This window comes from Christiangramia portivictoriae DSM 23547, from assembly GCF_000423045.1.
GTDB classification, from domain to species: domain Bacteria; phylum Bacteroidota; class Bacteroidia; order Flavobacteriales; family Flavobacteriaceae; genus Christiangramia; species Christiangramia portivictoriae.
Window position 1 is genome coordinate 429,733 of record NZ_KE383972.1, and the last position, 21,722, is coordinate 451,454.

At 40.5% G+C, this 21,722-nt stretch carries 14 protein-coding genes; 3 read left to right on the top strand and 11 right to left on the bottom strand.

Annotated elements, in window-relative coordinates; translation table 11 throughout:
* Positions 1 to 36: 36 nt before the first annotated feature.
* Entirely contained in the window at positions 37 to 2,931 is a 2,895-nt protein-coding gene (locus tag G529_RS16020; protein WP_340139890.1) for an FAD-binding and (Fe-S)-binding domain-containing protein, read from the bottom strand.
* Positions 2,932 to 3,065: 134 nt separating this feature from the next.
* On the opposite strand from G529_RS16020, the gene G529_RS0114590 reads away from it, so the two are divergent.
* Positions 3,066 to 3,563 carry a hypothetical protein gene (locus tag G529_RS0114590; RefSeq protein WP_026916232.1) on the top strand — a complete coding sequence of 166 codons (498 nt, stop codon included), beginning with the start codon at positions 3,066 to 3,068 and terminating at the stop codon, positions 3,561 to 3,563.
* A 46-nt stretch (positions 3,564 to 3,609) separates the two neighbouring features.
* Here G529_RS0114590 and bshA read toward each other — a convergent pair whose 3' ends face one another.
* From bshA to G529_RS0114625, 7 genes are all read right to left on the bottom strand, one after another.
* Positions 3,610 to 4,740, bottom strand: coding sequence for an N-acetyl-alpha-D-glucosaminyl L-malate synthase BshA (bshA, locus tag G529_RS0114595; RefSeq protein ID WP_026916233.1), 1,131 nt, complete (start codon positions 4,738 to 4,740; stop codon positions 3,610 to 3,612).
* A 3-nt stretch (positions 4,741 to 4,743) separates the two neighbouring features.
* Positions 4,744 to 7,671, bottom strand: a complete 2,928-nt coding sequence (locus G529_RS0114600) for a serine hydrolase domain-containing protein (RefSeq protein WP_026916234.1) — start codon at positions 7,669 to 7,671, stop codon at positions 4,744 to 4,746.
* Positions 7,671 to 8,156 (bottom strand): hypothetical protein, encoded by a 486-nt coding sequence (locus tag G529_RS0114605; RefSeq protein WP_026916235.1) that lies wholly within the window; start codon positions 8,154 to 8,156, stop codon positions 7,671 to 7,673. The genes G529_RS0114600 and G529_RS0114605 overlap by 1 nt, the downstream gene beginning before the upstream one ends.
* 80 nt (positions 8,157 to 8,236) lie before the next feature.
* Positions 8,237 to 9,028 carry a (Fe-S)-binding protein gene (locus G529_RS0114610; protein WP_026916236.1) on the bottom strand — a complete coding sequence of 264 codons (792 nt, stop codon included), beginning with the start codon at positions 9,026 to 9,028 and terminating at the stop codon, positions 8,237 to 8,239.
* Positions 9,029 to 9,057: 29 nt separating this feature from the next.
* Positions 9,058 to 10,398: a 4Fe-4S dicluster domain-containing protein gene (locus G529_RS0114615; protein ID WP_026916237.1), complete on the bottom strand. Its 1,341-nt coding sequence runs from the start codon at positions 10,396 to 10,398 to the stop codon at positions 9,058 to 9,060.
* A 6-nt stretch (positions 10,399 to 10,404) separates the two neighbouring features.
* Positions 10,405 to 11,358, bottom strand: coding sequence for an MlaD family protein (locus G529_RS0114620; RefSeq protein WP_026916238.1), 954 nt, complete (start codon positions 11,356 to 11,358; stop codon positions 10,405 to 10,407).
* A gap of 56 nt (positions 11,359 to 11,414) precedes the next feature.
* The gene (locus tag G529_RS0114625; protein WP_026916239.1) at positions 11,415 to 12,539 is read right to left on the bottom strand and encodes an N-acetylmuramoyl-L-alanine amidase family protein; all 1,125 of its coding nucleotides are present in this window, start codon (positions 12,537 to 12,539) and stop codon (positions 11,415 to 11,417) included.
* Positions 12,540 to 12,724: 185 nt separating this feature from the next.
* On the opposite strand from G529_RS0114625, the gene G529_RS0114630 reads away from it, so the two are divergent.
* A complete protein-coding gene (locus G529_RS0114630) occupies positions 12,725 to 15,373 on the top strand; it encodes a putative LPS assembly protein LptD (protein ID WP_245566937.1) in 2,649 nt (882 codons plus the stop codon).
* A gap of 12 nt (positions 15,374 to 15,385) precedes the next feature.
* Positions 15,386 to 15,769: a RidA family protein gene (locus G529_RS0114635; protein ID WP_026916241.1), complete on the top strand. Its 384-nt coding sequence runs from the start codon at positions 15,386 to 15,388 to the stop codon at positions 15,767 to 15,769.
* On the opposite strand, the gene G529_RS0114640 is transcribed toward G529_RS0114635, so the two are convergent.
* The 3 genes from G529_RS0114640 to G529_RS0114650 all read right to left on the bottom strand — a co-directional run bounded on the left by G529_RS0114640 (position 15,770) and on the right by G529_RS0114650 (position 21,634).
* Positions 15,770 to 16,135 carry a methylglyoxal synthase gene (locus tag G529_RS0114640; RefSeq protein ID WP_026916242.1) on the bottom strand — a complete coding sequence of 122 codons (366 nt, stop codon included), beginning with the start codon at positions 16,133 to 16,135 and terminating at the stop codon, positions 15,770 to 15,772.
* Positions 16,135 to 17,121: a 6-phosphofructokinase gene (pfkA, locus tag G529_RS0114645; protein WP_026916243.1), complete on the bottom strand. Its 987-nt coding sequence runs from the start codon at positions 17,119 to 17,121 to the stop codon at positions 16,135 to 16,137. The genes G529_RS0114640 and pfkA overlap by 1 nt, the downstream gene beginning before the upstream one ends.
* 94 nt (positions 17,122 to 17,215) lie before the next feature.
* Positions 17,216 to 21,634 carry a translocation/assembly module TamB domain-containing protein gene (locus tag G529_RS0114650; RefSeq protein ID WP_245566938.1) on the bottom strand — a complete coding sequence of 1,473 codons (4,419 nt, stop codon included), beginning with the start codon at positions 21,632 to 21,634 and terminating at the stop codon, positions 17,216 to 17,218.
* Between the last annotated feature and the right edge of the window lie 88 nt (positions 21,635 to 21,722).

Sequence of the window (21,722 nt, forward strand, 5' to 3'; positions counted from 1 at the left end):
AACTTTGCATTTTATATTAGAGCATGGTAGAGAATGCTAACCGGATGTTGGGCTGTCCTTCCGGTTCCCCTTGATCTGATGCCTGCAACTTGTACCATTCGCAGAAATGATCGTATTTTCTTTAGATTTTCTAATGGCTGGAAACAGGCTGTTTTCACCAATCCTCATACTAATTTCATAATGTTCTTTTTCATAGCCAAAAGAACCTGCCATCCCACAGCAGCCGGAGGGAATGATTGTTACCTTATAATTTTCAGGTATATTCAGAATATCAAAGGTTCTAGAAGTATTGGATAGGGCTTTTTGATGACAATGACCGTGAATTTTGATAGTTGCCGGTGCCTGGGTGAACTGCTCCTTACTAATGTTACCGGCTGAAAGCTCCTGTTTTAAAAATTCTTCGACGATAAAACAATGATCGGCCAGATTTTTTGCAGCTTGCTTATCTCTAGCCAGTCTTAAATACTCATCCCTGAAGCTTAAGATAGCTGAAGGCTCCACTCCAAGTAATGGAGTTTTATGGTTTATAATAGGGTTAAATATCTGAATATTCTCATTAGCAAGTTTTTGAGCTTCGTCCAGAAATCCTTTGGAAAGATAGCTTCTACCACTCTCGGGATGATCTGTCATTTCCACCTGGTATCCCAATCTGCTTAGAAGTTTAAGTGCATGTATCCCAACTTCCACATCCAGAAAATTTGTGAATTCATCATTAAAAAGATATACTGTCTTCACCGGATTTTTGACTTTTAACTGGTCTTTATGTGCCAGGTAATATTTCTTAAGTGTGGTTTTTGCAACTACTGGAAGTTCCCTTTCCTGTGCCACACCAAGTAACTGCTTGGCTATGCCGGAAGTAAATTTGTTCTGCATTACAAATCGGGATATTCCGGGAGCCTTGGACGCCAAAACGTTTTGCCTGGTAATGCCAGCGAATGTTCGATCCCTCAGACCAGGCTTATTCGATTTATAATATTGGTACTGAAATTCAGCCTTCAGAGCGGCCATATCTACATTGGATGGACATTCACTTTTACATCCTTTACAGCTAATACACAAATCCAAAACTTCCTTCAGCTCGGGTTGGTCAAATCTATTCTCCTTGTCTGAATTGGTAAGAAATTCTCTCAATGCATTGGCTCGGGCCCGCGTGGTATCTTTTTCATCCCTGGTAGCTCGATAACTGGGACACATGGTACCACCTGCTTCTACAGATTTGCGACAGTCTCCACTTCCATTGCATTTTTCAGCTAGTTTAAGCATTCCTTCAGCATCAGAAAAATCCATGATGGTTTCAATCTTTGGCTCTATTCGATCTGGCACATATCTTAAAGAAGTATCCATCGCCGGGGCGTCTATGATCTTACCTTTGTTGAAAATATAATCGGGGTCGAAAGCTTGCTTGAGCTCCTTCAGTAAAGCGTATACTTTCTGTCCATACATGAGCTCAATGAATTCAGCTCTTAATCTTCCATCACCATGCTCACCACTAAGAGAACCATTGTATTTTTTTACCAGCTTTGCTACGTCCAGCGTTATACTTCTGAATAAACCAACATCTTCAGACTTTTTCAGATTCAGTATAGGTCTTAGGTGTATTTCTCCTGCCCCAGCATGCGCATAGTATACCGCTTGCTGGTCGTAGCTCTCCATAATCCTGGTAAATTCCGCAATATAATCTGCCAGCACCGGTATGGCAACGGCTGTATCTTCTATACACGCAACCGCTTTGCGATCACCTTTCATATTGCCCAGTAATCCAAGGCCAGCTTTCCGAAGTTCCAGCGCAAGATCTATTTGGTCTCCATACAGCACAGGAAATGCATAGCCCAGATTAGCGTTCTGTAGAGTGTTCATCAAATCTTCAAGCTCCATTTCAAGTTTTTGCTGACTCTCTGCTCGTATTTCCAGCATCAGGATGGCTTCGGGATCATCCTCTATAAAAAACCTGTTCTCGCGATATTTTAAGTTATCACTGGTACAGTCCAAAATGATCTTATCCATCATTTCACAAGTAAAAAGCGAATGCTGCATGGCAGGAACAACGGCCTGCATACAAGCGTCTATAGATCGAAAATGTACAGCGATCATTGCCTTTTCCGGAGGAGGCAATGTATCCAGTTTTAGAGTGATTTCGGTAATAAATGCAAGGGTGCCCTCGCTACCGGCAATGAGATCGCAAATATTCAGTTTACGTTCGGTGTCCTGAAACACTTCGGTGTGCAATAGTTCATCCAAAGCATAACCAGTATTACGCCGATGCAATTGCATGGGAGGAAAATTACTGATAATTTCTTTCTGATTGTCTTCTGAAGCTAGGATCTCATAAATCTTACGATAGATATCTCCCTCCAATCCAGCGCTCTCTAATTTATGCTGAAATTCGGTTTTATCAAGATCTTTAAATTCAACTTCAGTTCCATCGCTCAACAGTGCTTTAAGGGATTTGATCCTGTCCCGGGTCGTACCGTATTTTATAGAAGTGGTTCCACTGGAATTATTACCTACCATCCCTCCTATCATACAACGATTGGATGTTGAAGTATTAGGACCAAAGAAAAGTTTGTGCTTATGTAACTTCCTGTTGAGATCGTCACGAATTACTCCGGGTTGTACAGTAACTGTCCTGTTCTCCGGATCGATCTTAATGATATCTGTAAAATGTCTTGAAACATCCACCACAATACCGTCTCCGGTACATTGCCCAGCCAGGGAAGTTCCGGCGGTTCTTGGGATGAGTGTAGTATTGTTTTCCCTGGCAAACTTTATGAGATGAATTAAATCATTTTGAGATTTGGGAATGCTTACCGCTAAAGGAATTTCCCGATATACAGAAGCATCGGTCGCGTAAATAGTTCTCCAGAGCTCATCAGTATATAGCTCACCATCCAGGTTTTTTGCAAGTTTCAACAGGGAATTCTTCAATTTCATACTCAAATTTAGCAAGTTTCAGAATACCTGCTTAACAGATTCTTAATTAATATTAACAATACATTTACTAGCCTGAACGTTCTCATATTGGTAAACGGCATAAATTTGCCGTGATGAATATAAAACAATCAAAAATGAGAAAAGTAGTTCTTTTTGCAGCTTTAATTTTCGGAGCTGTTTTTCTGAATGAGGCAAATGCACAGCAAATCTCTCAAAACGCACTTGGTTTAAGAGTGGGTGATGGGGGTGGATTTGGAGCTGAAGTTTCATATCAGAGAGCAACACGTGAGAACAACAGGTTGGAGTTCGATCTTGGATGGAGAAATGACAGTAATTACGATGCCATTAAGCTTGTTGGGTTGTACCAATGGGTTTGGAACATTGAAGGAGGTTTCAACTGGTATGCTGGTGCTGGTGCAGGACTTGGGAATTATGACGATAACCGGAGAGGTGATATAGATCGTAACGATGGAGTTTTTGCTTTACTGGCAGGTAACGTTGGGATAGAATATAATTTTGACTTCCCCCTATTATTATCGCTGGATTTCAGACCTGAAATTGGATTCTCAGATTATGATGATCACGATGAGTTTACTCCAGATATCGCTCTAGGTATTAGATACCAATTCTAATTGAAAAGAAGATATAAATAAAAAAGGAGCCAGCCAGCTCCTTTTTTTATTTATTGCTCAATGCTATATTATAAAGCTCTTCGTACCTGGGAACGATCATATTAATGTCAAAATCCCGTGCTGTTTCCCCAGCCTGACGTTTGAACCTTTGTAAATCTTCATCGTTTTTCAAAATGGAAACAGCGCTTTTTGCCATGGAATCCACATCACCCACATCATGCAAAAATCCTGAGACACTATCCTTGTTCACTTCCGGTAAACCACCTGTATTGGTGGAAATTACAGGGACTGAGTGAACCATTGCTTCAAGAGCAGCCAAACCGAAACTTTCTGTTTCTGAAGGTAGCAGAAACAGATCAGAAAAGCATAATATTTTATCAATCTCATTACTCTGCCCCAAGAAAAGAACTCTATCTTTAATGCCCAGTTCTCGAACCAGTTTTTCGGCTGTTTCTCTTTCCGGGCCTTCTCCTACCATCATTAATCTGGCACCAATAGACTTCTGAATTTCGAAGAATATCTTCACCACATCATCCACCCTTTTGACTTTTCTGAAATTACTCACGTGAGTAATGATCTTCTCATTGGAAGCCGCCATCAATTCTCTCTGGCAATCTGTAAAAGTCTTTTTCTGAAATTTAGATACATCGATAAAGTTCGGGATCACCTCTATAGCTGTTCTTACATCAAAATGCTTTAGCGTATCTTCCTTCAGGCTTTGTGAAACTGAAGTAACATAGTCACTTTTATTAATACTAAAAGTAACTGCAGGTTTATAAAATGGGTGATTTCCAACAAGAGTGATGTCTGTACCATGCAAGGTGGTTACCATTGGGATCCTGATTCCTTCCTCTGCGAGCATTTTCTTTGCCATATAACCAGCATATGCATGAGGAATGGCATAATGCACGTGCAAAAGCTCTATACCATAATTTTTAATAACGTTGACCAGCTTACTGCTCAAAGCAAGTTCATAGGGCTGGTAATGAAACAATGGATATTCAGGAACGTTTACTTCGTGAAACCTGATATGGCTGGAGATTGTTTCCAGTCTTACCGGTTGCTTATAGGTTACGAAATGCACCTCGTGCCCACGTCTGGAAAGTGCTAGGCCTAATTCTGTGGCCACTACTCCGCTACCACCAAAAGTAGGATAACAAACAATTGCAATCTTCATTAATTAGAAATCTATAGATTCGTATATCACTTTCTGGATCTCAGACCGGATATCTTCCCTGATGAGCTTCCTGTTTGTTGAATCAGGAAAAGTTCTGTTTGATAAAAATACATAAACTATTTCTTCCTCAGGATCTGCCCAGGCAAAGGTACCTGTAAAACCACTATGGCCAAAACTTTTCATGGACACACAATTGCAAGTTGGTCCTGAGGTTCCAAGTTGTGGTTTGTCGAACCCCACGCCTCTTCTTACATCCTGTTCACAATAATAACAGGTATTGTACTTTTCGATAGTTTCTTCGCGTAAAAATCTTTTTCCGCCATAAGTACCGCCGTTAAGGTAGGTTTGCATTAATTTGGCAACATCATTGGCAGTACTGAACAAACCTGCGTGCCCACCTATTCCACCCTGCATGGCAGCGCCCTGGTCATGAACATAACCTCGAACAATCTGTTTTCTCCAAAGTTGATCATTCTCTGTTGGAGCTATCTGTAAACTATCAAACCTGGTTTTTGGTAAATATCCGGTATAATTCGCGCCCATTGGTTTGTAGAAATGCTCCTGAGCTATGTTCTGCAAGGAAGTTTCATAATAGCTCTCCAGGTAATATTTTAATAGATAATAAGGAAGATCACTGTATTTATAAGACCTTGTCTTTTCAAGGTCGCTAAGCCTGATGGTATTGATAATGCTATCACTAATATCCTTTCTTATAAACATATTATCTGCTACCTGCGTATTGTAAGTTTCAGAGGGTAGAGCATTATAATAGGCGGTAGAAAGCTCTTTGGTTTTAGGATCCAGAGTAGAGATATAGAACGGGATCCAGGCTTGCAGGCGGGCGTAATGCATTAACATATCCTGTAACCTGATATTGGATTTATTCGAGCCTTTGAGTGATAGCAGCAATTCTCCAAGTTTCGTATCAAAATCCAATACTTCCTGCTCATCCAGTTCCATGACCAACGGTAAAGTTGCAAGAATCTTGGTAAGTGAAGCCAGGTCATATACAGTAGTATCTGTCACCGGCAGATCTTCGTTATAAGTTTGATATCCAAAATTCTTCTGATATATCACCTTTCCCTGGCGGGCTACCAGAATTTGTGCCCCCGGGGTCATTTTTTCTGAAATAGCATAGTTGATGATACTGTCAATCTTCTGAAGTTTGAAAGAATTCATTCCGACACTTTCCGGAGTCCCGTAGGCCAGCCTGTTCAAATCCTTCGTATTAAAGCCAGTCCCAACCGGAAATTCATTTTGAATACTTACTGGAAGACGACCTTTAGCCTGAGCTGCTCCAAAGATTATCTGCCCTACTTTTTGCTGGGCAATTGGATGATTTTGATAGCCAACGATAATTCCTTCAATATTAGTGAAACTCTTGATATCGAGTAAGGCATAAGGTCTGGCGAAAAGTGCAAGGATCGTTTTATTTTTACGAGCTATCTCGTGCAACCACACCAATTCGTTATTGGAAAATTTATAGGATGCCCATGGACTAGCATTCGATTTATGAAATCCAATAATGACCCGATCATAATCCTCGAGTTTTTCCAGTAGTACAGCAAGCTTATCTGCCTGTACCCAATCTACCCTAGCATACTTTTTCAGTTGCTGAAGAAATATACTGCCATCGTCATCTCCAAAATTTACATAAGCGATTTTTTCCTGGGAAAGATCTTTAACCGGTACAACTGCTTTATTGTTTTTGATAAGGGTTACAGCATTTTCATAGAGTTTTTCCAGCAAAGCTTCGTCCCGCGAAGTATAAAGTTCCTCTATCAGGAAATTTGTATTAATTGGTTTAAAGTTGTGTAGACCAGCCTTATATTTAGCGTATAATATTTTCTTTACTGAAAGTGCCAGTCTATTTTCGCTGATTGTACCTGCATTCACCGCATCCATGATACTTTGAGAAGCCCTACCAATATCCTCACTCATAAGTAAGATATCATTACCTGCTCGAAAAGCATCCAGATCTACCTCGCCCGGTTCCATATTTCTTGAAACGCCTTTCATATCCAGAGCGTCAGTGAATATAAGTCCATTGAATCCCAGTTCCTTTTTTAAAATATCTGTGATAATATCTTTAGATAATGAGGCGGGTTTGCCATCCGTAGGCTCTAGGTCTGGAACATTAAGATGCGCTACCATGATACTGCTAAGCCCTTCCGGGATCAATTTCTTGTAAGGATATAATTCAACACGTTCGATCCTTTCCGCAGAAAAATTGATGGTTGGTAAGGTTTTATGAGAATCGCTATCTGTATCTCCGTGCCCCGGAAAGTGTTTTGCACTGCTAAGAGCACCTTCCCGATGCATTCCACGCATAAATACGAGTGATTTTTCAGTTACGTTCAGTTTATCTTCACCAAAAGATCTATTTCCAATGATTGGATTATCCGGGTTGGTATTAATGTCTACTACGGGAGCAAAGTTAAAATGCACTCCTAATCTCCTGGTTTGTTTGGATATGGCTGCTCCGGCTTCCTCCACAAGCTGATTATCCTGTATGGCGCCAAGTGTCATATTCCATGGAAGTGCAAAAGTACTGTCGAGACGCATGGCAAGACCCCATTCCGCATCCATTCCAATAAGTAATGGAACACTAGACATTTCCTGAAACTCGTTGGTTAACTGCGCCTGTTTTACCGGGCCTCCTTTAGAGAATATAAGTCCGCCAATATGATGTTCTGAAATCAACTTGCGAATACTATCAGCTTCATTCTCATTTTTTGACCAGATACTTGCCATAAAGAGCTGTCCTACTCGCTCCTTCAAATTCATCGAATCATAAGTGCTGTCAACCCAGCGTTTCTGGGCCGCATGATCTTTAGTGAACAGCGGGTTTTTTACTTGCGAGAAAGCAGAGATACTGAACAGAAAGAAAACCAGAACTGGTAATTTGAGGGGCAGGGATCTCAATCTCATTATTTCATAAAGCGTTTGTGCCAGCTTTCAGAAGCAGGAACCTCCCATTCTGAAAGATATTCGGCTTTGGTATTAACGAGATTATTGAACACGATCGTATTCATTGATACCGCTTTATCCTTTGCCATTTTTCTGAAATCGGTAAGAGTTTTATAGGCAACAAATTCTCCCTGTTTATAGGAAACATTCATTTTATCAAGCAGGTCTACTTTGTAATCTTTTTCTAACTGCTGTATGAATTGTACAGAAGTATCTATAGAGCAGCCTGTCGCAGCGTTCAGCTTTTGATCCAGGGCTATGGTAATAAATCTTTTGTACCTGATATCGTACGAAGCCTTAAGATCTCCACCATGAGCAGTCCACTTTTCAATGAACTCGTCTAACTTCAGGGAAATCTCCTGTAATTCCTCTTCAGTGAAAGATCTATTCGCCTGGTAAATCCAAACTCGTGAATCTTCTGGCAGGCTATCAAAAGGTACTAACATAGGCTAAATTTGTGTTCCCACAAATCTAATTGATTTCGCCCTGCAGTCAAATAGAGACCGGTGTTTTAACTTTTATAAACTTATAGTTCGTCTGCATTTGCAATCATTTCAGCAACATCCATAACCTCGATGCTATCTTCCTTCTCTTTATTCTTCACACCGTCTGTCATCATCGTATTGCAAAATGGGCAACCCGCAGCTATGATTTCAGGCTTTACCTCAAGAGCCTGTTCGGTACGTTCGATGTTGACATCCTTGTTTCCTGGCTCCGGTTCTTTGAACATTTGTCCTCCACCGGCTCCACAGCACAGACCGTTCTTTTTGCATTTGCGCATTTCAACCAGCTCCACTTCAAGCTTTCGCAGAAGATCTCTAGGAGCTTCATATTCGTTATTTGCCCGACCTAAATAACAAGGATCATGGAAAGTAATTCTCTTACCTTTAAATTTCCCTCCTTCAACTTTCAAACGACCTTCATTTAAAAGATCTTTTAAGAACTGTGTATGGTGAATTACATCGTAATTTCCCCCTAGAACCGGATATTCATTTTTAAGAGTATTGAAGCAGTGAGGACAGGCAGTAACCACCTTTTTTATCTCATAGCCATTCAAAACTTCTATATTCGTTGCTGCCTGCATTTGAAAAAGAAATTCATTTCCAGCTCTTTTTGCAGGATCTCCTGTACAGCTCTCCTCGGTTCCAAGTACAGCAAAATCAACGCCAGCTTTATGTAACAATTTTACAAATGCCTTGGTGATTTTTTTAGCACGATCATCGAAACTTCCTGAACAACCAACCCAAAATAAAACTTCAGGCTTCTTGCCTTCTACCATATATTCGGCCATTGTAGGTACCTTGAGTGCTTCTGCCATAGTATCGTTCTTTAAATAATTCTTATGTATTAATTTTCTTTGGCCCAATTCAAACGATCCATCTGGTTGTAAGGCCATGGAGCGCCGTTGTTTTCAATATTGGTCATCGCTATGGATAACTCGTTTGGAGCGGCACTCTGTTCCATTACCAGGTATCTTCTCATATCCAGAATAATAGACAAAGGATCGATCCCTACTGGACAGGCTTCCACACACGCATTACAAGTTGTACAGGCCCATAATTCTTCACGCAGGATATAGTTGTCCAAAAGTTGTTTCCCATCATCCTCGAATTTACCGTTTTTGGTAATATTTTCACCAACTTCTTCAAGTCTGTCACGCGTATCCATCATGATCTTTCTAGGTGAAAGTTTTTTCCCGGTCTGGTTTGCAGGACATTCTGAAGTACAACGTCCACACTCTGTGCACGTATACGAATTGAGCAACTGAACCTGGTTTAGATCAAAAACATCGGATGCACCAAATTTTTCTGGTTCTGCATCTTCTTCTCCTTCTGCAGGTGCAGCAAATGGATCTGCATTTGGATCCATCATCAAAGCAACTTCCTTCTGAACCGATTCCAGGTTATCAAATTTCCCCTGAAGGCTCAGCTTAGAAAAATATACGTTCGGAAACGCAAGTAAAATATGTAGATGCTTTGAATAATATAGGTAATTCAGAAAGAAAAGAATTCCTAAAATATGTAACCACCACGCAGCTCTTTCAATAATAATAAGTGTAGCATTGCTCATTCCGTCGAAAAGAGGAAGCAAAAACTGACTTACCGGAAAACTTCCCATTATTCCAGCCTCGGAAGCATAATGATCTGCTCCATTCAATTGAAGCTGATAATCTGTAGCATTCATAATAAGAAACAGCGCCATAAGCACCATCTCAAAATACAGGATGTAATTAGCATCGTTCTTTGGCCAGCCCTTAAGTTCACGACCTAAGAATCGATAGATGTTCAATGCGTTTCTACGAATCCAGAATATTACCACGCCAACGAATACCAGAAAAGCAAAAATTTCGAAGCTTGCAATCAACACATCGTACGTACCTCCTAAAAACGAAAAAATTCTATGAGTTCCAAAAATACCGTCGATAACGATTTCGAGAACTTCGATGTTTATAATGATGAATCCAACGTAAACAATGATATGCAAGAAACCAGAGACAGGTCTTTTCACCATTTTGCTCTGCCCCAAAGCAATGCGAGCCATTTTCGCGAATCTTTCACCGCTATTATCTGTACGATCGATTTCCCGACCTAACTTGATATTGCGGATAAGTCTTTTAATATTTCTGGCAAAAAAGCCAACGCCCGCTAACAGAGCGATCACAAATAGGATTTGCGAAACAATTTGCATGATGGTTTATTTTAAGGAATCTTTCGGTTCTTCGTAATCTCCAGGCTTCTTCCCGAAAACTGAGAAATGAACATAGCGCTTTGGATTGAGTTTTATATCCTGTAAGAGTTGTTCCAGCTGCTTGGTAGCCTGATCTAGATTGTTGTATACAGCATCATCATTGATCAATTTCCCTGCGGTTCCTTCCTTGCTGTTCAATTTGTTCGAAATTCCTTCAAAATCTGCGATCACCTTTTCAAGATCTGAGGTGATCTTTCCTATATCCATGGTAGATAAAGTGTCTGAAAACTTATTAAAGTTCGTAGACATTTCGTCAAGATTCGTAAAAGTTCGGTCTAGCTTAGCACTGTTTCCTTTAACGATACCCTGAAGTTCATCTGCGGTAACCCTAAAAGACGATACCGTAGCATCGAGGTTTCTAAAAGTTCCTCTAATATTATTTCTGGTAGAATCATCAAGAATCTCAGTAATGGCGGTCAACATGGAATCTGCACTGGTAATGGTGTTTTCCAGCTTATTTTGCAGTGGAGTAAGTTTGTCATTAACAAGTTCCATGATCCCTTCCTCCTTGTCACCCTGAAGCGTATCTCCAGACTGAGCCCATTCAGATTGTTGATCATATACGGGAACGATTGCCAGCGATTTTCCACCTATGATGCTACCACCATAAATATTTACCTTACTGTTTTTAGAAAACTGGAAATCATTCTTTACAGTAAAACTCACCACAAGCCTACCTGAATTATCTTTGAAATCTATACTGCTAACCTGCCCGACTTTGAGTCCATTGATGGTAACTTCAGAAGATGGCGAAAGTCCTTCAACATCATCATATTCAGCATAAAAAATTCGATTCTGGGCAAGAAGGTTTTCTCCTTTCAGAAAACTATAACCAAACAACAGAATGACTATCGCTACGATAGCTAGAACGGCAGTTTTTACCTCTCTGGAATATTTCAAAAGCAATTTTTTAAGTGAATACGCACAAATTTAGAAATAAAAATAGAAAAGCTGTTCTATTTTAGCTTTGATTTTAACGCATCATTAAGCGTTATTTTCTGCTCATTCCTAAAGGCTACGATATAACTATCTGGGTATCCACTTTTTACTGCTTCGGAGTGCATTCGCTGTATTTTCAGATAATCTGAAGTTGCACCATAATAATACTTATAAAGTTTCCCTTCTTTCTCCCTGCTTACATCTTTAATCCCCTTGAAATTATAAGGTTTGGTGTCCAGTTTTTTAGATCCAGCCGCTAGCTGCACCCGAAAGAGAATATCTTTGAAAACCTGAGACTCTGGTAAAACGCCCTGATCAACAGTTTTATTCGATTGATCTGCAGATATTTGCTCAAGGGTATTTAAATTAATGGTTTTACTATATTCCAGGATCGCATTCGTGATAGCTCGAGCCATGTCATCCTTCCCTCTGGAACTATTTAAATAAGGCCCTTCCTGATTATTAGTTAGAAAACCTGTTTCCACCAGCACACTTGGCATATAGGTTTGATGCAATACGATAAGCCCCATTTGCTTCACTCCTCTATTCTTCCTTTTCAGCGTGTTGGTGAATTGTTTCTGAACAAGGTCTGCCAGAAGAATACTTTGATCAAGATATTCCTCCTGCATAATCGTAAGTCCAATAGTAGATTCTGGAGAATTTGGATCATAGCCAGCGTAAGTGACCTCATAATTATCCTCCAAATAGATTACAGAATTCTCCTTTTTCGCCACTTCAAAATTTGTTTCGTTTCGGTTGAGACCCAGCACGAATGTTTCGGTTCCTGAAGCCTGTGAATTATGGGAATTACAATGAACGGATACAAAAAGATCGGCATTGGCTTCATTGGCAATTCTTCCTCGCTCAAAGAGTTCTACAAAAACATCAGATTTTCGAGTATAGACCACCTTGATATTCTTATATTTTTCAAGCTCAGCACCAATCTTTAATATAATGCTAAGAGCTATATCCTTTTCCTTATAACCATTACCCATATTCCCGGGATCTTTCCCACCGTGACCTGCATCCAGAACCACCACAAAATCATCCATATTAGGAGGAATTTCAGCAGAGAAAGTTGCTGTTGATGTTAAAAAGAAAAGACTTGTGAATACGAAAAGTTTAAGTAAGTTCGTTCTCATAGAAAGCTAACGCTAGTGTGGGGTGAATATTTTATTACTATTTTCCTGCAGTCTCAAAACTCAGCTAAAAAAATATATGTAATTTTGGATTTGCAAAAAGCAAGCCAATCCGTACAAAAATAGCACTTAAAGCATTGCAAACAAATATCCCCAATACACTTTTTTGCTTAGTTTTCGCGCTATTTATGACCTCCATTTTACCTGCCCAGGAGATCGGAAATAACTCGATTCCCGTTGAAAGTCAAAAGGATAGCATAGCTCCGGCAATTACTTCTGAAGAGATCGTTCAAAACCTGCAGGCGACCGATACCGTAAAACAGGATTCAGTTAAAAAATCTCAGTTTATTACCGATGTTGTGGACTATAGCGCTAAGGATTATATGCGCTTAAGCCCTAAGGAGAATAAGATATACCTATATAATGAGGCGAAGATCATATATGGCGATATGACCATTGAAGCCGGACTCATTGTAATTGATAATAACAAGAATGAGTTCTTCGCCTATGGAATAGAGGACTCCCTGGGAGAATATATCCAAAAACCCATTTTCACCCAGGCTACTAGAAAAGTGGAACCAGATTCGCTTCGATTCAATTTTGATACAGAAAGAGCTTTGGTTTATAACTCCCGAACCCAGGAGGCCGACTTTAATGTGAAAGGCATGGTGACCAAGCGTGAAAATGATTCGGTTTACTTCATGAAGAACGTAAGGTTTACCACTTCTCAGGATGTAGATGACCCGGAGTATTTCTTCTATGCGAGGAAGATCAAGTTCGTACCTGAAAAGAAGATCGTGACCGGCCTGGTGAATATGTACATTGCCGATGTTCCAACTCCCTTAGGACTTCCTTTTGGATATTTCCCGTTAACAGATGAGGAAACTTCAGGCTTCATCATTCCGTCCTTTGGTGATTCCCAGTATGGATACAACCTTCAGAATGGTGGTTATTATTTTGCCATTAGTGATTACGTGGATCTCCTGGCTCTGGGTAGTTATTACACAAACGGGTCATATACGCTGGAATTTTCTTCCAATTATGCGAACAGGTATAAATACCGCGGTAACGCGAGAGTGAGATTTGAGAAATTATTTACAAGCGAAAGAGGTTTTCCAGATTTTGCAGAAAGATCCAGCTATAACATCCAGTGGTCTCATAGCCAGGACCCAAAAGCCAGTCCCAACTCAAGGTTTTCAGCTTCGGTGAACTTAGGAAGCAGTGAATATTATGCTGAATCCATCAACCAGGCGAATACAGGGAATTACCTGAACAACGAACTGAACTCATCGGTCTCCTATAGTAAAACCTTTCCTGGTGAGCCACAGGTGAATTTAAGTCTGGCAGCCCGACATTCTCAAAATACCAGGACCAATTCGGTAAACCTTAGTCTGCCTACCTTGCAGCTAAGCATGTCTCGTATTTACCCCCTAGCTCCTGCAACAGGAAGTAAGAAAGGATTTATAGAAAACATCAATCTGCAGTATAATTTACGCGCAGAAAACCAGATCAATACTGCAGACTCCCTTTTTCTGACTCCGCAAATGTTTGATGACGCCAGGCTGGGAGCACAACACAGTATTCCGCTAAACACCAACTTCAAGCTCTTTAAATATTTAAGTGTTTCTACAGGAACCAGTTATGAAGAAACATGGGTTTCAAGAACATTTGAAAGATCCTATGACCCAGTACTGGATGACGTGGTGATCGATACCATACGGGGATTTGATTCTTATCGCACCTATAACTTTAACACCAGCCTTGGAACCACTCTTTATGGTTTTAAAAACTTCGGAAAGGATAAAAAAATACAGGCGATCCGCCACGTAATGAGACCTTCGGTAAGCTACAATATTAACCCAGGGTTTGATCAATTTTACGATCGATACATTCAGGAATCTGAAGATGAGAACGGTGAAATATTTGAAGAAATCGTAGATTATTCGCGATTTGACGGAACTTTATATGGAGCGCCGGGAAGAAATTTCTCCAGTTCGCTAGGTTTCAGTTTAAGCAACACCATAGAGGCAAAAGTAAGATCGAAAGACAGCACTGCCATAGAACCTGAAAAGATCACTTTACTTAATAACTTCAGTATTGGTACAAGTTATAATCTCGCAGGAGATTCCCTGCGCCTGTCTCCAATTTCACTTCGTGGATCTATTCCGGTAATCAAAAACAAGCTGGACATTAACTTTGGCGGGAATCTGGATATCTATGCGCTGGATAATAATAATAGAAGAATCGACAAGCTGAATATCGAAAATGGCGGAAGTTTGTTTCGTTTGACTGCAGGAAACGTAAACTTTGGCTATTCTTTCTCCAATAAAGATTTTGAAGGCGTAGAAGAGGAAGAAACCGATGATATGGATAATGAAACCTATAGAAACGGTGGCCGTCCAGATGATCTATTTGGAACAGGAATGGGCGAAGATGGCAGACTTTTCGACGAAGATCCATTTGAAGGTGAAGAAGAGGAAAACGAAAATGGCTGGTATAACTATAATATTCCATGGGATGTACGGGTGGCGTATGCTATGAATTACACCAATTCTGCCCGGCAGAACACCGTATCAGCACATTCGTTGATGTTTAATGGAAATATAGAGATCGCACCAAAATGGAAGATTGGAGCAAGTACAGGATATGACCTGGTAAACAGCGGGGTAACTCCTACCCAATTGCGTTTTCAACGTGATCTGGATAGCTGGTTGATGAGTTTTAGCTGGGTGCCTTTTGGACCAAGAAAATCCTGGAACTTCCTCATTAGGATCAAGGCAAGCGTCTTAAGTGACATAAAATATGAAAAGCGACGAGATCGCGATAGAACCTTATAAAATTATTGAGCAATGAAAAAGATTATCAATACAGACAACGCACCAGCTCCAATAGGCCCTTATAACCAGGCAATATTTGCCGGTAATACCTTATACATTAGCGGACAGATAGCGATTGATCCTTCCACCGGAGATTTGAAAACCGAAGATCTGGAAGCTGAAACCACACTGGTTTTAGAAAATTTAAAAGCTATACTCACTGAAGCTGGATTGAGTCTAGATCATGTCATAAAAACCTCTATTTTTATAAGTGACATGAATAACTTCGGAAAGATTAATGATGTCTATTCCAGATATTTTGATTCTGAAAACGCTCCAGCAAGAGAAACTGTGGAAGTTGCAAATCTTCCGAAATTCGTAAATGTTGAAATAAGCGCGATCGCAGTTAAGTTCTAATCAAAGGCCCTGAATCAACAGTCTTGCGGTCGCCGGATTGGTCGCCAACGGAACATTATGCACATCGCAAAGGCGCATTAACATGAAAATATCTGGCTCATGTGGATGCTTATCCAGTGGATCTCTGAAAAATATGACCATGTCCACCTGTTTTTCAGCAATTCTGGCAGCGATCTGAGCATCACCACCTAAAGGCCCGGAAAGTAATTTCTCCACTTTGTAACCGGCTGCTTCGGTTTTTCCACCCGTAGTCCCCGTAGCAATGATCTTGATCTCTTTGGAATGGAGGATCTCTTTAAATTGATTCAGAAACTGAACCATTTCAGGTTTCTTCCCATCATGGGCAATAATCGCAATTGTTTTCATTAAGTTGAGAGGATTTCAGAAATACGTAAAAGGTCTTTGTTAATCGTATGCTTACCCTTTAAAGCCTTGTCCAGACTGCAGCTTTCAATTTCATTGTTCATCATTCCTACCATCAGGTCTCGTTTTCCATCCAAAAGCAATTCCACAGCTTTGACACTCAGCCTGCTGGCCAGTACTCTGTCGAAACAGGTGGGTCTTCCTCCTCTTTGAATGTGTCCCAGCACTGTAACCCGTGCGTCATAAAAAGGCAGGTTCTCCTTGACATATTCTGCCAGCTCAAAAACATTCTTTCCTATTTTATCACCTTCAGAAACTACAACGATACTGGAGGTTTTTCCAGCTCTCCGGCTTCGCTCCAGTGAATCGAGCAATCTATCCAGACCAAGATCTTCTTCAGGAATCAAAATCTCTTCAGCTCCAGCGCCAATTCCGGTATTAAGCGCTATAAATCCAGCATCACGCCCCATAACTTCCACAAAGAAAAGTCTGTTATGAGAACTTGCGGTATCACGTATCTTGTCAATCGCCTCAATTACAGTATTCAATGCTGTATCGTAACCAATGGTATAATGCGTTCCAAAAATGTCATTATCGATAGTGCCTGGTACACCAATCACAGGATAATTGTGCTCTTCACTAAACACCTTACCTCCGGTAAATGTTCCATCACCTCCAATAAGGATCATAGCGTCCACGCCTTCTTTCTTCAAATTGGCAGCAGCCTTCGCCCGCCCCTCTTTGGTCATGAATTCCTTGGATCGTGCCGACTGTAATATGGTTCCTCCCTGGTTGATCGTATTTCGCACACTACGTGCGTTTAGTGGAATAAAGTCTCCCGAGATCATACCCTGGAAACCACGATAATATCCAACACAATCTATGTGGTAATATGCGCAGGTTCTAACCACCGCTCTAATGGCAGCGTTCATACCCGGAGAATCTCCTCCGGATGTCATTACCCCAATCTTCTTTAATTTCTTGCTCATGAATGCTTTTCTTGATCATCTAAAACTACAAACTTAATTTTAGGAAGCCAATCATTTGTTCTGCTAGATTTTCGTTAATTCTGAAGTTTTCAAATCACTCATTTTCGTCTTCAGATTTAAAATTCATGAAATCCGGAGCAGGTGACGGCGTTGCTGGTTCTTTTTCTTCTTCTTCTTCTGAATCATTAAAACCTTCAATAGTGGTGTTGGCGATCTTCCTGATCAATTCCTTGAAGGTATCAAAGTCTACATTATAGGATAACCCAACTCCCTGGGTAAAACCTATCTCTTCACCAATAAATTGAATGTTATTTTCACGGTTGAAGACCGATGCCCTTAAACTACCATCTGCATTTAAAAGGAAGTCGATCTCCAGGTCTCCAATAATCACGGACTCTGTTACTCCGCCAATGGGCACACCCACCTGGCCGTTGATTAATACACGATCTGATATCTGGGTAGATAATGTCAACCCAAACCTGTCCACGGTTTGTTGATCTGGTGTACGATCACCCTGTACGTAATTAACACCTACCTGGAATTTACCATCATCATCAGCAAAAATATCGTTAACAATGCTGGATGCTCTTTCGGCCAGGGTACCGTAGATTGCCGCTCCACGCAATCCAAACTCACTGTAGAACGTTCCCTGGGTTACCAGGAACAAAGCCTGTAATTCTGTAGTAGCCCTGTCGTCGATTCTATACTGCAATTCAGATTTTACGGTTGAACTGGCACTTGGAAAATCTATAGCGAAGCCAATTTCCGGCTGAGCGATCTCGCCCTGCAAATTAATAATGACATCTACCGGAATCTTCCTGTTTACCGAGGGGTTTTCCAGTAAAACTGCCGGGTTTGCATTGAGAGAATATACCGCACTTACATCCAGTTGCGCATCCATAGGGTCTCCGTCCCAGTTAATGCTACCTCCAGTTTCTACCGTAAAAACCTTTTGAACCAGTCCGGCATATTTAAAATTATACACACCTTCATAAACAATGAAGTCGCCCCACATATTAAATTTACCATTGGTATTGATTTCCAGCAGCAGGTTTCCGGAGCCACGGCCCCGCAAAGTGCTACCACTCGTCTGGTCTACCACTACTTCAACTTCAGCATCATTGGTGATGTCAAGATCAAAGACCAGTTCGAGACCTTTTACTTCTGGAATTTCAATTTCTTCACCGGCAAGTCGGGCTGCTTTTTCCTCCGGACTCAAAAATCGTATAAATGAATTATCTCCCACAGATTCAGTATCACTTAGCGGAATCTTGAAAACAGTACCACGCTCGGTCGCCGCATTCACTTCTATCACCAGCTCATCTGTTGGTCCCATGATCGAGGCTTCCCCATCGATAAAGGCGGTTCCATAATAAAGAGCATCTTCGTCTGCCTCTGTATCCAGTACCAGCATCCGGTCTGAAACCAGGGTGAGATCCAGGAACCATTCAGAGAAATTGCGGTGAGAGATAAGGCCGTCCAGAGTTCCTCTGGTATCAAACTTGGTATCCACAATATCTATGTTATCAAAAACAAATTGCTGTTGGGTTAAATCTACTTCTGCATTTTGCTGAAAATCTATATCTACATTCAGGTAAGGAATCCTTAGTCCGGCATCTGCAAGGCTTAACGATCCTGAGAAATCGGGGTTTTTGTAATTTCCGGTCACAAAGGCCCGCCCTGTGGCAAAACCTCGAATATCTGTAAGCACATCTGCTCCCAAAGGAGTAAATACGCCCATGTTTAGACGGTTCATATTCACTTCCAGATCGATTCTTGGTTCGCTACCGTTCACATTAATATCACCAATGGCAGATAATGACTCGATCCCCTGTTTTTCGAGCTGAGCGTAAATGGAATAATTACTAAGATCCTGGTTTCCGGTGACATCCAGAGCCAGATTACCCATTACCAGATCATTTACTTCAAATTTATCAATCCTCAAATTTGAAACCGGGAAATAAGCACCGTCTTCCTGAAGTAGTTCCAAATCACCATTAAGAATCCCAGCCAGGTCCAGGCTATCAATTTCTGGAGTGATCTTGCCAATATCCACTTCACTAAATTTCATTTTAAAGTTCTTGTAAGTGCTGTCACGCATATTCCCACTAAGCCTGATCTCCTCGTTTTTATGACTCATCACCAGAGAATCTATCTGCAGATCCCGGAAACTGTTATCAAAAATAATTTTGTTGCTGCGATCGCTATTTTCATTAAGGTACCAGACCTTTTCTTTGAACTTAAAATCTGATCGCTGGATACCCACCACAGATTTAGTATTCTCATTGATCGTATGAAAAAGGTTCAGGTTAAATTCATCAGTATTATTCTTTCCTCCTTTAAATTCTGAACGAATAAATAGAGTGTCACGCTGGGTCACATTAATAAAGCTGAACTCTGAGAATTTGTAAAGATCTGTTGAAACGCTATCGGCTTCGAAGAAGGTATTGTAAATAGGGTTAGTATTATCGACCTGCAGATTGATATCTTCGGCCATATTTTCAAAGAAATCGATTCTGGGCGATCTGAAGGTTAGTTTGAATTCAGATTCATCAGACTCCACCCTGCCACGAATAAACGTATTTGGTGCCAGTTCAATCTCAGGATAAAAAACTTCGACGATCTGGTTATAGATGTCAAAATCAAACTCCATATACTGGTTGGTCGTGATCGTTTTCGGTTGGTAATTAGTATAAATACTTCCTATGGAATTCTCAATAAGCGCCCCAACCTCATTCACTTTAAATATTCCGCTTACTTCTCCATTAATCACATCTGGAGAATTGATCGTAATCGTTCGCACAGGACCTTCAAATGAGGAAGCTATGTTGAGATCATCAAAATAATAAAGATCGTTCTGGTTTTTGTAGGAGGTATTCAGCAACAAAATTTTCCCAAAAGCATTGTCAATATTGGTTCCCTGCATGTTCATGATGACGTCACCTTTAAAGACTGATACCGTATCTCTATTTACAAAATTAAGTGCATGTAGATCTGCATATCCTACAGAAGCCTCAAAATCATATACATTAATTTCTTCTGAAACATCTGCCAGACCATTAAATTCCATTTCCAGATTTGGATCATTCGATTTAAAATATCCATTAAATAGAGGATTCCGAAGGTTCCCCATGATCTGGATGTTCGAATACGCATAATTATTGAATTCCAGTTTGGTAATGCTTCCTTTTAGCTGCGTGTTCAGGTTTTCCTGGTCCAGGCCTTTTCCGTCAAAATCGATATCGAAACTTGCTTTTCCCAGTTGAGAATTACCAATCAGGCGACCCAGATTAAAGTTTTTAAATATCAGTTTACCTTTGTAACTTGAGGCAGCTGAATTATTGAAATTATTCAGCTCAAAATCTGCATCTGCCGATCCAAGTTGAGTGCTCACGATCACATCTGCATCCAGAAAACCGTTTGTTACCACCGTATTTCCTTTGATATTCACATTCCCAAAATCCCGAAGCGTTTCCGGTAACTGTCCTGCCAGTGCCCCTGGCAGAAAATTGATCATATCGTAGTAATTGGTATTGAAATCTGAAAAACTACCGTCTAACTTGAATGAATTTGGTTCATCTGAAAATGATCCTACCACCTGAAAATTCCCATATATCTCGGTTCTGTCCAGACCCTGGAGACGGAATCCTTCCAATTGAAAATCATTTAAAGTACCCGCAAGTTCTGTCTGGAATTTTACAAGTTGATTTTCTCCAAAACCATCGTAAAATGTGATCAGGTCATTCGTATTCAGAATACTTTCACGAAACCTGGCTTCTACCTGTACGAGGTTTTCAAAATCTGAAAAATCTGAAAGGTCATATTCAAAAGAAAGATCTGCATCCACCAGGGATCCGGGAGTTTGCAGGATCATATTTTGCAGGCTCATCCTGTTTGGATCGTAATGGAAAAGTGTAGAAAGCTGATCTATTCTTATTCCGCGATGTTCATAGCCTCTAAGCATTCCAATATCTATATCAATATTGGAATTGAATATTCGCAGCTCATTGGCGTAAATATTAAGATCATCCACTACCAGAACATCAGAGCGGTCCAGGTTTTCATCTATAAAACTATAGCGGCTGTTCGTGATCTGCACATCTTCCGCAGTAAGCTGAAAATCCTTCGGGTCACCTGTGGGTTCTTTCTGAAGTTTTTGAATGAGCACGCCAAGGTTATCACGATCTTCACCTTTATACCTGCGCATATGCATGTTCAGGCCGTCTATTCTTGTATCACCTAGCTCTGGAGCGTTACTCATAAGTTTAGAGTAACTTAGAATGGAAGAGCTTATCTCATTTGCCGTAAATAAGGTATCCTCATGATGATCTTCCACGTAAATGTCATTCAGCAGAATATCGCCGAAATAGCTAATAGAGACCCGACCAATGTTGATACGAACATCGCTATTCTCCTGAAGAGAGGTGGTAAGTTTTCGTGCTACCGAAGTCTGAACAGCAGGAATGGAAAACACGATCAATAAAATAATGAATAACAAAACAAGTGCAACCACTGTTTTCGTTAGTATTTTCCAGAATTTTTTGATACGTTTTTATGTTTTAACTTTGCGACTAATTTACAATATCTATTCCCAAATAAAT